The sequence below is a fragment of the Streptomyces sp. NPDC007917 genome (assembly GCF_042959105.1).
Taxonomy (GTDB): Bacteria; Actinomycetota; Actinomycetes; order Streptomycetales; family Streptomycetaceae; genus Streptomyces.
In genome coordinates this window covers 275,470-292,376 of record NZ_JBIBKK010000003.1, presented here as the reverse complement: position 1 = coordinate 292,376, position 16,907 = coordinate 275,470, and the positions used below count along the sequence as shown (strand labels likewise).

13 protein-coding genes are annotated in these 16,907 nt (G+C 71.7%); 12 read left to right on the top strand and 1 reads right to left on the bottom strand.

Features of this window, described 5'->3' with window-relative positions:
- The first annotated feature begins 100 nt into the window (after positions 1-100).
- The gene (locus tag ACFZDL_RS07270; protein ID WP_353596766.1) at positions 101-3,592 is read left to right on the top strand and encodes a phosphodiester glycosidase family protein; all 3,492 of its coding nucleotides are present in this window, start codon (positions 101-103) and stop codon (positions 3,590-3,592) included.
- Between the two features lie 148 nt (positions 3,593-3,740).
- Positions 3,741-4,556 carry a DUF4157 domain-containing protein gene (locus ACFZDL_RS07265; protein ID WP_353596747.1) on the top strand — a complete coding sequence of 272 codons (816 nt, stop codon included), beginning with the start codon at positions 3,741-3,743 and terminating at the stop codon, positions 4,554-4,556.
- Positions 4,557-4,643: 87 nt separating this feature from the next.
- Here ACFZDL_RS07265 and ACFZDL_RS07260 read toward each other — a convergent pair whose 3' ends face one another.
- The gene (locus ACFZDL_RS07260) at positions 4,644-6,014 is read right to left on the bottom strand and encodes a hypothetical protein (protein WP_353596748.1); all 1,371 of its coding nucleotides are present in this window, start codon (positions 6,012-6,014) and stop codon (positions 4,644-4,646) included.
- 255 nt (positions 6,015-6,269) lie between these two features.
- Between ACFZDL_RS07260 and ACFZDL_RS07255 the strand changes: the two genes are divergently transcribed.
- From ACFZDL_RS07255 to ACFZDL_RS07210, 10 genes are all read left to right on the top strand, one after another.
- Positions 6,270-6,908 carry a response regulator transcription factor gene (locus tag ACFZDL_RS07255; RefSeq protein ID WP_353596749.1) on the top strand — a complete coding sequence of 213 codons (639 nt, stop codon included), beginning with the start codon at positions 6,270-6,272 and terminating at the stop codon, positions 6,906-6,908.
- Between the two features lie 163 nt (positions 6,909-7,071).
- Complete coding sequence (locus ACFZDL_RS07250; protein WP_353596750.1) at positions 7,072-9,609, top strand: HYR domain-containing protein; 2,538 nt, start codon at positions 7,072-7,074, stop codon at positions 9,607-9,609.
- Between the two features lie 8 nt (positions 9,610-9,617).
- The gene (locus tag ACFZDL_RS07245) at positions 9,618-10,343 is read left to right on the top strand and encodes a DUF4255 domain-containing protein (protein WP_353596751.1); all 726 of its coding nucleotides are present in this window, start codon (positions 9,618-9,620) and stop codon (positions 10,341-10,343) included.
- Complete coding sequence (locus ACFZDL_RS07240; RefSeq protein WP_353596752.1) at positions 10,340-12,511, top strand: ATP-binding protein; 2,172 nt, start codon at positions 10,340-10,342, stop codon at positions 12,509-12,511. Before ACFZDL_RS07245 ends, ACFZDL_RS07240 begins: the two co-directional genes overlap by 4 nt.
- Before the next feature lie 60 nt (positions 12,512-12,571).
- Positions 12,572-13,498 carry a type IV toxin-antitoxin system AbiEi family antitoxin domain-containing protein gene (locus tag ACFZDL_RS07235; RefSeq protein WP_353596753.1) on the top strand — a complete coding sequence of 309 codons (927 nt, stop codon included), beginning with the start codon at positions 12,572-12,574 and terminating at the stop codon, positions 13,496-13,498.
- Between the two features lie 158 nt (positions 13,499-13,656).
- Positions 13,657-13,857, top strand: coding sequence for an SCO3870 family protein (locus tag ACFZDL_RS07230; protein WP_353596754.1), 201 nt, complete (start codon positions 13,657-13,659; stop codon positions 13,855-13,857).
- A 326-nt stretch (positions 13,858-14,183) separates the two neighbouring features.
- The gene (locus ACFZDL_RS07225; RefSeq protein WP_353596755.1) at positions 14,184-15,761 is read left to right on the top strand and encodes a phage tail sheath subtilisin-like domain-containing protein; all 1,578 of its coding nucleotides are present in this window, start codon (positions 14,184-14,186) and stop codon (positions 15,759-15,761) included.
- 40 nt (positions 15,762-15,801) lie between these two features.
- The gene (locus tag ACFZDL_RS07220; RefSeq protein WP_014181557.1) at positions 15,802-16,245 is read left to right on the top strand and encodes a phage tail protein; all 444 of its coding nucleotides are present in this window, start codon (positions 15,802-15,804) and stop codon (positions 16,243-16,245) included.
- Positions 16,245-16,715, top strand: a complete 471-nt coding sequence (locus ACFZDL_RS07215) for a hypothetical protein (protein WP_353596756.1) — start codon at positions 16,245-16,247, stop codon at positions 16,713-16,715. The genes ACFZDL_RS07220 and ACFZDL_RS07215 overlap by 1 nt, the downstream gene beginning before the upstream one ends.
- A complete protein-coding gene (locus ACFZDL_RS07210; RefSeq protein ID WP_353596757.1) occupies positions 16,712-16,855 on the top strand; it encodes a DUF6760 family protein in 144 nt (47 codons plus the stop codon). Before ACFZDL_RS07215 ends, ACFZDL_RS07210 begins: the two co-directional genes overlap by 4 nt.
- Positions 16,856-16,907: the final 52 nt, after the last annotated feature.

The window sequence follows — 16,907 nt, the reverse complement described above, 5'->3', positions numbered from 1 at the left end:
TGCTGGGGCGCTGTGCGTGTGATCCACGCGAAGCCGAGGGTTCCCTGGAGTTGCCGTGCCCCCTGTCGCTCTCGTCAGACCCGTGGCGGTACTGGCCGCGATGTCCGCCCTGTTGCTGGGCGCCGCCGGTCAGGCCGCCGCCGACAGCACCCCCTCCCCCGCTCCCGAGCCGCTGCCCCGCTCCTCCGCCGAGATGCTGCGGCCCGTCGCCCCGCCGGCCGCCAGTGGGCGCGGCGACGCTTCGGTGCGGTCCGTCGTCGACGGCGACGGGATCGAGACCGCCCGCAGCTCGCGGCCGGTCGCCCCCGGGGTGAAGCTGACCTCGTACGACCGGCTGGAGTCCGACAAGTGGCTGCGGGTCGACTCGCTGTCGGTGGACCTGGCGAGCGGCGCGAAGGTCGACTACCTCCACCCGGACAAGGTGGCCGCCCGCGAGCCCGTCTCCAAGCTGGCCGCCGAGCACGACCCGGGGCCGGGCCGGCGTACGGTCGCCGCCATCAACGGCGACTTCTTCGACATCAACCAGACCGGTGCCCCCGAGGGGACCGGCATCAGCGCGGGCCGCGTGGTCAGTTCGGCCTCTTCCGGCGCTTCCGGGGGCCGCGCGGTGGGCATCGGGCCGGCCGACGCGGGCCGGGTCCTGCAGCTGTACTTCGAGGGCACGCTCACCCTCCCCGACGGCCCGCGTCCGCTCGCCGCCCTCAACTCGGCCAATGTGCCGGCCCAGGGCATCGGCGCGTACACCGCCCAGTGGGGCGAGGCGGACCGGGCCCAGACCGTCGACGGGGCCGGCACCAAGCGCACCGCCGAAGTCACCGTCGTGAACGGCAAGGTCACCGCCGTGGCCGGCGCGCCCGGCAAGGGCGCGATACCCCCCGGCACCACCGTGCTGATCGGCCGCGACGCGGGAGCCGACGCGCTGGCGGACCTCGCCGTCGGCGACGCGGTCTCGTGGGAGTACCACCCGCGCACCGACAGCGGCGAGGTGCCGGATACGGCCGTCAGCGGCCGGGAGTTGCTGGTCGTGGACGGCAAGGCGGTCGGCCATGACGGCGAGGGCAACAACACCGCCGCCCCGCGCACCGCGGTCGGCTTCTCCCGCGACGGCCGTACGATGCAGGTCCTCACCGTGGACGGGCGACAGGCCGACAGCGGCGGCGTCACGCTCACCGAACTCGGCGTGATGATGAAGGACGCGGGCGCCTACAGCGCGCTCAACCTCGACGGCGGCGGCTCCTCCACGCTGGTGGCCCGCGCGCCCGGCAGCGACACGGCGCGCGTCGAGAACAGCCCGTCCGACGGCAGCGAGCGCACCGTCCCCAACGGCCTGGCCTTCACCGCCCCCGACGGCAGCGGCCGGCTCAAGGGCTTCTGGGTGGAGACCGCGGCCGCCGCCGGGGCGGCGCCCACCGTCGACCCGGTCAAGGGCGGCCACCCCGAACGCGTCTTCCCCGGGCTGACCCGGCGGCTGACGGCCGCCGGGTACGACGAGACGTACGGCCCCGCCGAGGGCGACGCGACCTGGCACTCGGCCGACCCCCGCATCGGACGGGTGAGCGCGGACGGGACCTTCACCGCCCGGCACAGCGGCGACGCGAAGGTCACGGCCCGCCGGGGGGCGGCGAAGGGCGAGATCACGCTGACCGTCCTCGACGACCTGGACCGTATCCAGCCCACGACCCGGCTGATCGGCCTGAAGGACGCGGGGGCCACCGGCCGCTTCGGGGTAGTGGGCCTGGACGCGCACGGCACCAGCGCGCCCGTCGAACCGTCCGACGTCCGGCTCGACTACGACCACGACCTCTTCGACATCACCCCGGACCAGGACTCGGGGGACTTCACCGTCAAGGCCCACGGCGGGCAGGGCGCGGGCCAGATCAAGGTCACCGTGGCGGGCACCACCACCCGGCTCGCGGTCACCGTGGGGCTGACGGAGCGGCAGGAGGCCTCCTTCGACGATGCCGCGCAGTGGACGTTCAGCCAGGCCCGCGCCTCCGGCTCGCTCGCCGCCACGCCCGACGGCCACAGCGGCACCGGCCTGGAGCTGACCTACGACTTCACCCAGTCCACCGCCACCCGCGCCGCGTACGTCAGCCCGCCGCAGCAGATCGCCGTGGAGGGCCAGCCGCAGTCGTTCGGCCTGTGGATCAAGGGTGACGGCAAGGGGGCGTGGCCCACGCTCCACCTCAAGGACGCGGCGGGCTCCGACCAGTTGCTGCGCGGCCCGTACGTCACCTGGACCGGCTGGCGGCACGTCGACTTCGCCGTCCCGGCCGGGGTCTCGTATCCGCTGAAGGTGGGCCGCTTCTATCTCGCCGAGACCGGCGCCACCCGCCAGTACACCGGCCGCATCACCATCGACGACCTCACCGCGCAGGTCCCGCCCGCCGTGGACCTGCCCGAGCAGACGGCCTACCCGGACCCGCTGATCAGCACCGCCGCGCGCACCGAGGGCCGGGACTGGCGGTTCGCGGTGATGTCGGACGCCCAGTTCGTGGCCCGCGACCCCGACAGCGCGATCGTCGCCCAGGCCCGCCGCACCCTGCGGGAGATCAAGGCGGCGCGCCCCGACTTCCTGGTCATCGACGGCGATCTGGTCGACGAGGGCTCCCCCGCCGATCTCGCCTTCGCCCGCAAGGTCCTCACCGAGGAGCTGGGCGACGCCGTGCCCTGGTATTACGTGCCGGGCAACCATGAGGTGATGGGCGGGAAGATCGACAACTTCGAGACCGAATTCGGCCCCGCACACCGCGTCTTCGACCACCGGGGCACCCGCTTCATCACCCTGGACACCTCCAGCCTGAGCCTGCGCGGCGGCGGCTTCGACCAGATCCGGGAGTTGCGCGCCCAGCTCGACGCGGCGGCGAAGGACCCGGAGGTCGGCTCGGTGGTGGTGATCGAGCATGTGCCCCCGCGCGACCCCACCCCGCAGCAGGGCAGCCAGCTCGGCGACCGCAAGGAGGCCGCGCTGCTGGAGGGCTGGCTCGCCCGGTTCCGCCGTACGACCGGCAAGGGCGCGGCCTTCATCGGCGGCCATGTGGGGGCCTTCCACGCCTCGCGGGTCGACGGAGTGCCGTACCTGATCAACGGCAACTCGGGAAAGAACCCGGCCACCCCGCCCGGCCAGGGCGGGTTCACCGGCTGGTCCATGGTCGGCGTCGACCAGGTCTCCGCGCGCGAACAGGCCCGCGCCCGGCAGACCCCGTGGACCGGCGGGCCCGACTGGGTGTCCGTACAGACCCGAGCCCATGTGGACGGGCTGACCGTCACCGCCCCGGCCGAACTGCCCGCCGGGCAGCACGCCGAGGTCGCCGCGACCGTGCTCCAGGGCGAGGGCGCCGACCCACGCCGGGTGCCGGTCGGCTTCCCGGTGAGCGCTGACTGGACCGGATCGCCGAACCTCTTCATCGGCGACCCGGACGACGCCCGGCACCGGCCGCGCTACGTCGCCGCCTACGACCCGGCGACGGGCCGGCTCACCGCGCTGCGCCCGGGGTCCGCGACGCTGACCGTCACGGTGAACGGGGCGGTGGCGAAGGCGAGCCTCACCGTCACGGCCCGCGCGGCCGGGGGACCCGCCACGGCGGCATGACCGGTCGCAGCTGAGGGGGAGGGGCTGCGGGTGACTGCCCGAAGGGGCAATCCCCGCTGCCCCTCCCCGGCGGGGCCGGACCTGGACGACACCAGGCCCGGCCCGCGACGCTGGGAGCGGACATCCGCTATTCCCCGGGGAGCGGCAGATGCGCGCACACGACCACGGACATGAACACGAGCACGAACATGAGCACGACGAGGCCTTCAGGACGCCTGAGCGAACGGACCTCCAGCAGTCGGCGGACCTCCCCCACCTGTTGAAGGCCATAGCCACCGGCCGTACGGAGGTGATCGGCCGCTCGGGCATGGGCACCCTCCAGCGGACCATCGGCAACACGGCCCTCGGATCGGCGCTCCAGCGGGACAGGGACTCGGCCCCGGCCCCGTCCCCGGCCCCGGAGGAGGACGAAGCCCAGCGCTCGAGCGTCCACGACGTGATCTCCGCCGGCGGCGGGCAGCCTCTGGACACCGACGTCCGCACCGACATGGAGACCCGCCTCGGGGCGGACTTCTCGGGGGTGCGGGTGCACACGGACTCGGCGGCGCACGAGTCGGCGAAGGAGGTCGGCGCGCGCGCCTACACCGTCGGCGACAACGTCGTCTTCCAGCGGGACAGCTACGACCCGGCCTCACCCCAGGGCCGCACCACCCTCGCCCATGAGCTCACCCACGTCATACAGCAGCGCGGCGGCCCGGTCGACGGTACGGAGGCGCCGGGCGGGATCCGGGTGAGCGATCCGTCCGACCGCTTCGAGCAGGAGGCGTCGGCCAACGCCGAGCGGGCGATGGCCGCCCCGGCCCCCGCCCCCGCCCCCGCGCCCGCACCGTCGGCGGCCCTCGTCCAGCGCCAGACCGAGGACGAGGACGAGGACGAGGAACCGGCGGATGTGCAGGGCTCCTTCGTGCAGCGGGCGGCCGAGGACGGGGCCGAGGAAGAGGAGGAGTCTCCGCCCGAGGCATGAGACCCGGCAGGGCGGCGGCCGTCGTTCAGCCAGTCGTGACAACCGGTCGTTCAGCCGCCGGCCGCCCCGGTCGGCATCGGTCCCCGGTCAGTCGTCGGCCTCCGTGCTCGGCGCGAGCTTGCCACCGAGGAACAGCGACTCCGAACACTGCGCGGGCGTGGGGGCCTTGACCGGCCTGCCGACCTCCCGGCAGCTGACGGAGATCGTGACCCTGCCCTTCGCCCGCACCTCGATGGGGGTGACGAAGTGGTAGTCGGAGTCGCGGAAGTTCTCCAGCGCCAGGTTGAGGAGCTGTCCGTCGTCGCTGGAGATGACCAGCGTGCCGGCATCGCCCTGCGGGTTCTGGACGACGATGTCGGTCAGCTGGAGCGTCTTCCCCTCGGGGACCTGGTACGCGGTCTCCTGCGCGGAACCGCCCCCCACACGGTCGCGCACCTGCACCCGGGCGCTCGTCGGGATGGCGGATCCGCCCGCTCCGCCGGGCCCCGCGCTCGCGTCGCCGGCCGGGGACTGCGACGCGTCGCCGCCGGATCCTCCCGAGTCGCCCTGCTGGCCATTCCCCCCGCCCGCCCCTTTCCGGCCGCCCTGCTGCCCGTCCTGCTGTCCGTCCTTCTGCTCGCCGGCGTTGCGCTCCTTGTCCGCCTGGCGCGCGGCGGACTCGACCGCCTGAGGGGTGATCGCCTCCCGGGCCGCCGACCGTACGGTGGGCCGGAGCAGCGCGTACCACAGGCCCACCAGCACGGCGGCCACCAGCGCCGCGACGGCCAGCACCCGCGGCAGCCAGCGCGGCAGGATGGCCTGCTGCTCGTAGGAGCCGTCGAGGACCACCGGTTCGTACGGGTCGTGCCCCTCCTCCGCCCGCGGTGTCACCATCACCTGGAAGGGGTGGGTGACCGGTGTCCCCCGCCACAGCCGTTTGGCCGGGCGTACCTTGAGCGCGGCGAACTTGGCCTGGCCGGGCGGGATGGTCAGCTCGGGGGCCTCGAAGCCCAGCCGCGCCCGTTCGGTGGCTCCCCGCGCGCTCAGCCCGACCGTGACCGGTGTGTTGCCCCTGCTGTCGATCGCCACCTTGTGCCGCCCGCGCCAGGTGCCGGCCGATCCGCGTGGCACCAGTTCCGCGGTGACTTCGGTGAACGGCAGGATCATCACCCCGCGTTCGAGAACCACCGTCTGGTTCCGGTCACTTGTCGGCACGACCCGCAGCCCGAGGGGTGTGTCCCCGGGGGCGATCTCCCACGTACGCGGGGGGCGCAGGGTGACGGTCGCGGTGCCGGTGGCCCCCGGATAGAGCGAAAGGCTCGCCGGCTCCACCGTGGTCCAGGCGGCACACGGCCCCACCACCTCGAACCGGCACTCCTCGACGGTGTCCCCCGAATTGAGCACCTGTAGCGCGATATCCGCCTCGCCGCCGGGCTGGGCGGTGACGGTGGACTCGTCCAGGCTCGCCGAAACACTCATGCGGCGCACCGTAAACTCCGGCATCACATCCCGGCACCGGCCGCGCAGGAACACTTTCGGGCAATCACGGTTGCCCGGGAACGCACGTTCAATTCCCTTGGAGAAGCAAGAGCATTACTGTGGTTGCCCGTTACAGGGAGGGAAACGTGAGGACATTGTGATGTCATGTGCATGATTTATGTGCATGACATGTGCGCCATCCGCGCAATTGTCACGCCCCTCCCTCATGAGTCGCCCGAGGGGAGAGAGCGACACGTGCATCAAACGAACGGAGAACGCATCACGGTAGCGCTGCGCGCCCAGGATCCGGTATCGCAAGCCGGAGTGGCCAGCCAATTGCGCGCCCGTCCCGAAGTCACGGTCATCAACTGGGCCGAATCACACGCGCCGCAGGTGGCCGTGGTCGTCCTGGACGTACTCGACGACGACGCGCAACGGATGTTGCGCCAGATCCAGCGGACCAGCACCGCGCGGGGGGTCCTGGTCATCACCCGCATCGATGAGCAACAACTCGTCAGCGCCGCCGAATGCGGCTTCGTCGGAATCGTCAGGCGCGCCGAAACCACTCCGGAGCGCCTGGTACAAGTGATCAGCGCGGTGGCGCAGGGCGAGGGGCACGTCCCTCCCGATCTCCTGGGAGGCCTTCTCGAACAGGTCGGAAAGCTCCAGGGCCAGGTGCTGGCACCACGCGGGCTCAACTTCACCGGGCTCGCGGCCCGCGAGATCGAGGTGTTACGGCTGGTGGCCGAGGGATACGACACCGCCGATATCGCCATGAAGCTTTCCTACTCCGAGCGGACGATCAAAAACGTGCTGCACGCCGTCATGACGCGGCTGAATCTCCGTAACCGCTCGCACGCCGTGGCATACGCGCTGCGCCAGGGTCTGATTTAGGAAACGCGCCCCGCGGGCCCCGGTGCCTCATAGGGCAGCCGGCCCTTCCCGAAGGGCTGGCTGCCGCCCCGGTGCGCTTCCGCATTCCGTCCCGCGACAGTGGAACACCGCACGCCGATGCCGAGTGGAGTGTTCTGTGCGTTCCATACGGGGATTCCTTCGCTTGCGGCCGCGGGCCGACGCGGGTGCCGAGGCGCATGCCCGCGCCCTGCGCATCGGCGCCCTGACCGCCACACTCCTCCTGACGATCAGCGTCCTTCCGGGCGCGGCGGCGGCCAGACGGGCAGCCGCGCCGCCACCCGCGGTGACCCCCGCGGTGGTGGACGAGCCCCTGGACCCGGGCGGCGCCCTCACCGTGGACAAGAAGGTCCGTACGCCGGTGATCCCACCGCGGCCCGATGTGGTGCTGCTGGTCGACGGGACACGAAGCATGAAGCCCACCATCGACAACGTCCAGGAAAACCTGGACCGGATCACCGACAGGGTGCGCGAGGAACAGCCCGACTCCCGCTTCGCCGTCACCACCTTCGGCGACAAGATCGACGGCGACCGGGTCTTCACCGTCCTCCAAGGGCTCACGGACAACCTGGCCGACGTACAGCGGGGAGTCGACGGCCTCACCGCCGACCGCGGTCTCAACAGCCCCGGCCCCGCCGAGGACTGGATCAACGCCCTGTGGCAGATCGGCAACGGGGCCGGCGGGAAAACCGTCTTCCGCGAGGGCGCGAGCCCCATCGTCGTCCTGGTCGGCGACGCCTCCAGCCACGACCCCAGCATGGGCCACTCCCTGAGTGACGGCATCAACGCGCTGCAGAACGCGGGGGTCCGGGTCATCGGCGTGGATGTGGCCACCGAACTCGGCGACGGTCTCAACGGAAACGGCGACAACGGCAACGGCCCTGACCAGAACCAAGAAGATCCACACGACCCCGATCAGGCGAGCAAGGCCATCCAGGCCACGGGCGGCAAGCTCTTCCAGAACATCGACGCGAACCAAGTGGCGGACACCATCGCGGAGGGTCTGACCAATCTGCCCACGACGGTCAGCTATCAGGCAGTCGCCTGCGACCCCGCCCTCTCCGTCTCGCTGACCCCGGCGAGCAGGGAGGTGACCAGCGGTGCGGTGGCGGACTTCAGCGAGACCATCAAACCGGCGGACGACGCCCCGCAGGGCGCGACGCTCAGCTGCACCGTTCAGTTTCTGCTCGACGGCAAGCCGCCGAGCGGAGAGATGCCCGCGGATGTGCCGCCCGCGCGGGAGTTCCATGATCGGCAGGAGGGGACGGACGGGGGCGGTTCTGACTCGGGTGAGTCGGGCGAACCCAGCAAGCCAAGCGAACCCAGCGACCCCAGCGACCCCAGTGAGCCCGGGGAATCCATCGCCGGAGCCATCGGCGGCGCGGTTGGCGGAGCGGACGGCGGCGGGAACGGGGGGCTCATCGGCGGGGCGGCGGGCGGTGTGTCCAGCGGATCCAGCGGGTGCACCGGCGGAACGATCGCCGGACTGGCGGTCGGCGGCGTGGGCGGCTCGGACAGCGAAGGCGGTGGCGCTCTGGTCGCCGGGGTGCTGGGAGGCGCCATCGCCGGGACCGACGGCGGCTGCGGCGGCGGTGAGGCGAACGGCGGCCAGGACGCAGGCGGAGACAACGGTGCCGGAGGCGGCGACAACGGAGGCGACTCCGGCAACGGCGGCGATACCGGCAACGGCGACGGCGACAGCGACAGCGATGGGGACGAAGACGGCAACGGGGACCACGCCCCCGAGGACTACCAGCAGCACATCACCATCACCGTCAACGACACGACCGCCCCGGTCGTCACCGTGGACGACCGCATCGTCGAGGCGACCGGCAAGAACGGCACCAAGGTCGACTTCACCGCCACCGCCGAGGACGCGGTCGACGGCGATCTCCCGGTGACCTGCGCCCCCACCTCCGGCTCGCTCTTCCCCGTCGGCACAACAGAGGTCACCTGCACCGCCACGGACTCGTCGGGCAACACCGGAAGCGACACGGCCACCTTCACCGTCACCCCGGCCCCGGTGCCGAACCAGGCGGACATCGCCGTGACGGCGACCGCCGGCCCCTCCCCCCGCTACGCGGGCCAGCGGACCGGCGCGCGCTTCACCCTCACCAACGCGGGCCCCAAGACCGCGAAGAACATCATGCTCACCACCACCTGGCCCCGCACCGAGGACGCCGGCGAGCGCAGCCTCTCCGCCCTCTCCGGCTGCACCCGCTCCGCCCCCTGCTCCCTCGCCCCCGGCGAGCGCCTGACCGTGACGCAGTCCGCGGTCTACCGCGCCGCCGTCCGCGGGGACATCCGCGTCTTCGTCACCGGCTCCCCACGCGACCCCAGGCGCGCCGACAACACGGACACGGCCCGCATCCGCGTCCTGCAGCCCAAGCTGACCGTCACCCCGAAGGTCGCCAGGCCCGGCGATGTGGCGGTGGCGCGCGGCAAGGACTTCCCGCCCGGCGCCACGGTCTCGCTCACCTGGAAGCCAGGCATCACCGCGGCCCGTTCGACCGTACGCGTCGATGGCGACGGCACCTTCGAGGCGCAGGTGCTGGTCCTGCGCAAGGACCAGCTCGGCCCGCGCGAGCTCCGCGCCTCGGTGCGGGGCCTGGACCGGCTGGAGAAGCCGGTGCTGATCGTGCAACGCGGCCTGCAGCCGCCCGACTTCGCGGGCCGGGGGTGACGGCACCGGTGATCCACGAGGTCGACGAGGCGCTGCGCGCGATGTTCCGGACGGAGGCCCTGGCGGGCGGCAGCCAGATCACGGTCGTGTTCGACGCGCCCACCCGCGACTGGGCCGCCAAGGTCAACGCCCCCACGGTCAATCTGTATCTGTACGACATCCGCGAGGACATGCGCCGCCGGGAGCGCGGTCTGCTCAATGAATACGACGAGCGGGGCACGATCGTGGCCCGGCGCCGCCCACCGCGCTACTTCAAGCTCTCGTATCTCATCACGGCGTGGACCAAGCGCCCCGAGGACGAGCACCGTCTGCTCTCCTCGCTCCTCTCCTGCCTGCTGCGCTACGAGGCGTTGCCCGCCGAACGGCTCACCGGCACGCTCGCGGAACTCGGCGTGCCGGTCCCGATGACGATCGCGCTGCCGCCTCCCGAGGACCGGTCGTTCGCGGATGTGTGGAGCGCGCTGGGCGGGGAGCTGAAGCCCTCCCTCGACCTGGTGGTGAGCGTGCCGGTCACCGAGTCTCCGGTCTACCCGGCCGGCCCGGAGGTCGGCGACGAGGGCCTGCGCGTCGGCTTCTCCGACGTAGCGGCGGACGCCCGGACGCCCACAAAACCCTCATCGGGTCCGGGGGACCTCCCCGTGTACGGCACCCCGACTCCTGTGGTCGAACGACGGAACAACCGCCCCACACGCACCGGCATGGCCTCCCGCGTATCAGAAGAACACACCGAATGACGGACACCCCGCCCGGGCCCCCCTTCCCGGACCCGAGCCTGCGTCACCTCCTGGACCGGGCGATCCTCATCGAGCAACGGGTGAGGCGGGCCGTCCACGCCAGGCAGCAGACGGACCCGGCCCCCGATGACGCCTTCCGGGGCCTGTATCTCACCGACGAGACGATCCACCATCTCCTGGAACACGGCCGCCAACTCAAGGTCACCGCCCCCGACGACACGGACGCCGCATTCCTGGCCGAAGCGGAAGCACGCGCCGACGCCGCCACCCGGTCCGGCCGCCCACCCCGACTGCACTCCCTGGCAGGCGACTTCGGCCTCACAGCCCTGGACATCGAAATCCTGCTGATCGCGCTGATCCCGGATCTGGACGACCGCTTCGAGCAGTTCTACGGCTACCTGAACGACGACGTCACCCGCCGCCGCCCGACCATCGGCCTGGCGCTCGGCCTGTGCGGCCTGTCCCCCGCCGACGCCGGAGCCCGCTCACGCCTGTCCCCCCAAGGCCCCCTCCGCGCCGGCGGTCTCCTCCTCGTGGCGGAGCCGGACCGCCCCTTCCTGGCCCGCGCGCTGCGCGTCCCCGACCGCGTCACCGCACATCTCCTCGGCGACGACACCCCCGATCCGCGCATCGTCGGCCTCCTCGCCCCCTGGCAGGACGTACCGGCGGCGGTCGGCGACCCGGCCCCGCTCGCCCGCTCACTCGCCTCCGGCGTCCGCCTGGTGTATCTGCGCGAGGACCAGGGCGGCGCGGGCACCGCCCTGGCATCCGCCGCCCTCAGCCGGGCGGGCCATGGCGTCCTGGGCGTGGACCTGGAAGCCCTGGCCCGTGACCCGAGCCCCGCCGACGCGGTACGAATCCTCGCCAGAGAAGCCCGCCTGACGGCCTCCGGCCTGGTGTGCACCCCCATCGACGCACTCACCCGCGACAACCCCGAGGTCATCCGCGCGGTGTCGGACATCCCCCTCCCGGTCGTCCTGGTCGGCCGCGCCCCCTGGGACGCGGCCTGGTCGACCCACCCGCCACTGCTGCTCCATGCCCCGCGCGTGGAACCGACGGCGCGGGCGGCGCTGTGGTCGGCGGCGTACGAAGGCGAACGCACCAGGGGCCGGACGGCGGCCCGAGCCGAGCCGCCAGAAGGCATGGCAGCCGATCACGAGCAGCCGCTGAGCAACATCCCCCCGAACCTGGACATCACCCGCCTCCTGTCCCCCTTCCTCCTCGCCCCGGACCAGATCACCCGGGCCGCCCAGGGCGCGGCCCAGTCCGCGATGCTGGACGGCGGCACCCTGCGCCCGGACCACGTCCGCGCCGGAGCCCGCGCCCAGAACGCCGCGGGTCTCGACCGCCTGGCCCGCCGTATCGAACCCGCCGTGGGCTGGCCCGACCTCGTCCTCCCCCCGGACACCCTCGCCCAACTCCGCGAACTCACCGCCCGCGCCCGCCACCGCGACCGGGTGCTCGGCGAATGGAGCATGCGGCCGGGCGGAGGCAGGGGCCGGGGCGTCACCGCCCTCTTCGCGGGCGACTCGGGCACCGGCAAGACGATGTCCGCCGAAGTCATCGCCGCCGACCTGGGACTGGACCTCTACACGGTCGATCTGGCGACCGTCATCGACAAGTACGTGGGCGAAACCGAAAAGAACCTGGAGCGCATCTTCTCCGAAGCGGCCGGAATCAACGGCGTCCTGCTCTTCGACGAAGCCGACGCGATCTTCGGCAAACGCTCCGAGGTCAAGGACGCCCACGACCGCTACGCCAACGTCGAGAGCGCGTATCTCCTCCAGCGCATGGAGACCTTCGACGGCCTGGCCATCCTCGCCACCAACCTCCGCGCCAACCTCGACGACGCCTTCACCCGCCGCCTCGACCTCGCCATCGACTTCCCCCTCCCCGACGCCCCCCAACGCCGCACACTCTGGGACCGCTGCCTGGGCCCCGCCCTCCCCCGCGCCACCGACCTCGACCTGGACTTCTGCGCCGAGTCCTTCGAACTCGCCGGTGGCAACATCCGCTCAATCGCGGTCACCGCCGCCTACTTCGCCGCCGAGTCAGGCCACGCGGTGACCATGTCCGATCTGATCCACGCCGTGCAGCGGGAGTACCAGAAGCTCGGCCGCCTGACGCTGGCCTCGGAGTTCGGCCCCTACATGTCCCTGCTGTCCTGAGCCGCCGGCCGGTTATCCACAGGCTCACACGCGATCGGGAACTCCACGCCATAGTGCAGCATGACGATCAGCAGCGAGGTCCTGCGAAGCGTGCGCGCCCTGGCCACCGGGCAGGACTGTGTGGTGACCCTCGCACAGCTCCGCGCGGCCGGCACCGAGCGGGCGGACGTCCGACGCATGATCCGGGCGGGCCAGTGGGTGCCGCTGGGCCGGGGCAGCTACTGGGTCGGGCGGGACGCGCGGGGGCCATCGCTGCCGGCCCGGGTCCGGGGCCTCCTCCTCACCTGCGGCTCGCACGTCATGGCGGCGGGCCCCACAGCCGCCCGGCTGCTGGGCATCCAGGGCCTCCCTCCGGACGACGGCACACTGCACCTGGCCGCCCCGCACGGCACCATCCGCAGCCGCCGAGGCGTCCAGGTCTACCGAACCGCCGTGCCCGACAACGCCCACACGACACTGCGCGGCATCCCCCTGACCACCCCCGCCCGCACCTGCGCGGACCTCCTCCTGCAGCTCCAACGCGCCGAGGCGGTGAGCGTGCTGGACTCCGCCCTCCACCAAGGCGTGCTCACAGCCGCCGACCGCCTCACCCTCCCCGCCCACCTCTCCGGCCGCCCCGGCGCACGCCAGGCCCGCGCCTGGGTCCCCTTGGCCGACGCCCGAGCCGAATCCCCCCTCGAAACCCGCATCCGCCTGATCTGCCTGGACGACGGCCTGCCCCCACCCCTCCCCCAGTGGCCCGTCCCGGACCCCGAGCGTGGCCGAATCCTCCGCATCGACCTGGGCTGGCCGGCCCAGCGAGTCGGCATCGAAGCCGACGGCCAGGGCCCCCATGGCACACCCCAGGCCCTCTACCAAGACCGCTTCCGCCAGAACCGCCTGGCCACCCTCGTCCCCGGCCTGACCCTCCTGCGCTTCACCTGGGCCGACACCTACCGCCCGGACTCCATCCTGGTCCCCCTCCGCCAGGCCCTCCAACGCCCGTGATCCCCACGAGCGCGACGCCATGCCCACCGCGCAGACCCCGGGCGGGCCGGGCGCCTCAACGGCCGTGGCGCCGGCCGTACACAGCCGCTTCGGTGACATCGCCTTGCATGTGTAGTCTCGGTCTTGATCAATCGTCTCGTAGCTTGGAGGAAGTACCCATGACGAAGGGCCCGTTCGTCGCCATGGCCGCCGCTACCGCGGCGCTTGGGACCGCGCTTGGTTCCCTCGCGCTCCAACTGCGCGCAGAGGGCTACGCGCAGTACGTCGAATCCGTAGCCACCTTCAGCGTCCTGATGTACATCACCGCAGCTCTGGTTGTGGTGACGTGGGTCCGAGACGGTCGGCGGCACTCGAACTGAGTTCTCGGCGCCGACGGGGCCGCGGACCCGTAGCCTGCCCAGCACGGGGATGAGCTGCGGGCTGTCCGCGGCCTCGCCCGGGGTCAGCACGAACGCCGGCGGCCGGCACCGCGTCCGCGGCAGGTCTGCCAGGTTGCTGCGCCCAAGCGCTCAGCAGGCGCCGACGGCGGGGCAACGATGGGGGCAGATGCGCCTGCCCGATGGGGAAAGAACCGCGGCTGCACCTTCGGGAAGAGGGCTCTGTACGCGGGGGCGGCCGAAAGCCCTTTCCCATTGATCCTTTGCCCGGGAAGAATCGCTTCGTTTCCCCGGTCGAGGAGAGTGGCATGCCGTCATACCTGTCCCCGGGTGTCTACGTCGAAGAGGTGGAATCCGGGTCGCGGCCCATAGAGGGGGTCGGCACTTCCGTCGCCGCCTTCATGGGGTTCGCGCAGAAAGGGCCGTTCAACGAGCCGACGCTCGTCACCAACTGGACCCAGTTCACGAGCGTTTTCGGCGACTTCGTCGAGGGGACCTATCTCGCCTCCTCCGTCTACGGCTTTTTCGCCAACGGCGGCGGTATCTGCTACGTCGTACGCATCGGCGGAGCCGGTCAGACGGACGCTGCAGACACGGCAGGCCAGGGAGAAGCGGGGGCGGGCGCGCCGAAGGAGATCGGCGCCGGGCCCACCGCCCAGCTCGGGCCCTATACCGTACGGGCCCTCCCCGGCGTCACCGGGCAGATCACCGTCGAGGTGGCCGACCCCGAGGGGGAGGACCCGCCGCAGGACGTCTTCACGGTGGTGGTCAAGCGGGACGGGACGGTCGTGGAGACCTATCCGAACGTGACCACCAAGCGCAGCAAGGAGAACGTCGCCACCCAGGTCAGGGCGCGGTCCCGGCTGATCGGGCTGGAGGAGCCCGGCAAGGGCGCCGCGCCCGCGCGGCCCGAGGCACAGGCGGTGACCCTGGTGGTGGGCCCCGGCACCGGGCCCGGGGCGGCGGTGCCCGACGCGCTGTCGGCGGACTCGTACGTCGGCGACCCCGACCAGCGCACCGGGTTCGGCGGCCTGGAGGCGGTCGAAGAGATCACGATGGTGGCCGCGCCGGATCTGATGAGCGCCTACCAGCGCGGGCTGCTGGATCTGGAGTCGGTGATCTCGGTCCAGCGGGGGCTGATCACGCACTGCGAGGCGATGGGCGACCGGATCGCGATCCTCGATCCCCCGCCGGGTCTGAGCCCGCGCCAGATCAAGACCTGGCGGGAGGAGACGACCGGCTTCGCCTCCAAGTACGCCACCATGTACTACCCGTGGATCAAGGTGTTCGACCCGGCGGCCGGCCGCGACGCGTTCGTGCCGCCGAGCGGGCATGTCGCCGGGGTGTGGGCGCGTAACGACGACTCGCGCGGGGTGCACAAGGCGCCGGCGAACGAGGTGCTGCGCGGGGCGGTCGCGCTGCAGACCCAGATCACCAAGGGCGAGCACGATCTGCTCAATCCGATCGGGCTGAACTGCATCCGGGCCTTTCCCGGCCGTGGCATCCGGGTGTGGGGGGCGCGGACGCTGGCGGACGATCCGGCCTGGCGCTATCTCAATGTGCGGCGGCTCTTCAACTATCTCGAGGAGTCGATTCTCGCCGGCACCCAGTGGGTGGTGTTCGAGCCGAACGACGACGCCCTGTGGGCCCGGGTCCGGCGCACGATCTCCGCGTTCCTGGTCAATGAGTGGCGCAAGGGGGCGCTGTTCGGGGTGACCCCGGACGAGGCCTTCTATGTGAAGTGTGACCGCGAGACCAACCCGCCGGAGAGCATCGACGCGGGGCAGGTCATCTGCGAGGTGGGAGTGGCCCCGGTCAAGCCCGCGGAGTTCGTGGTGTTCCGGCTCGCCCAGCTCTCCGCCGGGACCGGCGGGGTCGACGAGTGACCGACCACGACCGAATGACTGTCCGACTTGAGGAGGTCGTATGCCGCTCGCCGAATTCGACAGTTCCGTGGGCCATTCCTTCGGATTGGAATTCGACAGCGTTCTGATCCGGCAGATCACCGAGGTCAGTGGTCTGAAGATGGAACAGGACGTCATCGAGCTGAAGCAGAACACCGCGGACGGGAAGTACGCCATCAAAAAGCTCCCGGGCCGGCCCAAGGCCGGTGAGGTCACCGTCACCCGCGGGCTGACCGAGGACAACAGCTTCGAGCAGTGGATCAAGGACTCCCGGTTCGGGAAGATGGTCAGCGCCCGCCGCAATGGCTCGATCATCGTCTACGACTACGAGGGCATGCCGATCAAGCGCTACAAACTCATCAACGCCTGGCCGAAGTCGCTGGAGATCAGCACGCTCAAGGCCGGGGACACCTCCGTGCTGACCGAGAAACTGTCGATCACCTACGAGAGTGTGGAAGTCGACTGATGCGGCGCGCGTTCGCCCCGTCCGCGCGGCAGGAGGAGGCCACCGGGCTGCCGCCCGGCCCCGGCGCCGGTACGGGCCGGGATGAAGGCCGGGAGACACTGCGGACCGAGTTCGCCTTCGAGCTGCCGCGCGGGTACGTGGACGAGTCCGGCACGGTGCACCGCAGTGGTGTGATGCGGCTGGCGACCGCCCGCGACGAGCTGATTCCGCTGCGGGACGACCGGGTCCGGGAGAACTCCGCGTATCTGTCCGTGGTGCTCATCTCCCGTGTGATCACACGCCTGGGCACGATCGACGATGTCCACCCGGGTGTGGTCGAGGACCTGTTCGCCTCCGATCTGGCCTTCCTCCAGGACTTCTACCGCAGGATCAACGCGGAGGGGCACACCCGCGCCGCGGTGACCTGCCCCTCCTGCCACGAGAACTTCGCGGTGGACCTGTCCGGTGGTGGTCGCCTGGGGGAATCGTGACGTACGCGGCCGACCGGCTCCACGAGGAAGTCGCGTACCTCGCCTACCACTTCCACTGGCCCCTGGACCAGATCCTCGACCTCGAACACCCCGACCGGCTGCGCTATGTGGGCCACATCGCCCGGCTGAGTGAGCGGTGAGGGCGCATGGGATTCCTGTCCTGGTGGAGTGGGATGCGGCGCGGTGGTCCCC

Bases quoted from the DNA above. Each gene is read 5' to 3' on its own strand.
- ACFZDL_RS07220 (WP_014181557.1), top strand. From the start codon at position 15,802: ATGCCGCTCGCCGAATTCGACAGTTCCGTGGGCCATTCCTTCGGATTG.
- ACFZDL_RS07265 (WP_353596747.1), top strand. From the start codon at position 3,741: ATGCGCGCACACGACCACGGACATGAACACGAGCACGAACATGAGCAC.
- ACFZDL_RS07230 (WP_353596754.1), top strand. From the start codon at position 13,657: ATGACGAAGGGCCCGTTCGTCGCCATGGCCGCCGCTACCGCGGCGCTT.
- ACFZDL_RS07260 (WP_353596748.1), bottom strand. From the start codon at position 6,014: ATGAGTGTTTCGGCGAGCCTGGACGAGTCCACCGTCACCGCCCAGCCC.
- ACFZDL_RS07270 (WP_353596766.1), top strand. From the start codon at position 101: ATGTCCGCCCTGTTGCTGGGCGCCGCCGGTCAGGCCGCCGCCGACAGC.
- ACFZDL_RS07225 (WP_353596755.1), top strand. From the start codon at position 14,184: ATGCCGTCATACCTGTCCCCGGGTGTCTACGTCGAAGAGGTGGAATCC.
- ACFZDL_RS07240 (WP_353596752.1), top strand. From the start codon at position 10,340: ATGACGGACACCCCGCCCGGGCCCCCCTTCCCGGACCCGAGCCTGCGT.
- ACFZDL_RS07235 (WP_353596753.1), top strand. From the start codon at position 12,572: ATGACGATCAGCAGCGAGGTCCTGCGAAGCGTGCGCGCCCTGGCCACC.
- ACFZDL_RS07215 (WP_353596756.1), top strand. From the start codon at position 16,245: ATGCGGCGCGCGTTCGCCCCGTCCGCGCGGCAGGAGGAGGCCACCGGG.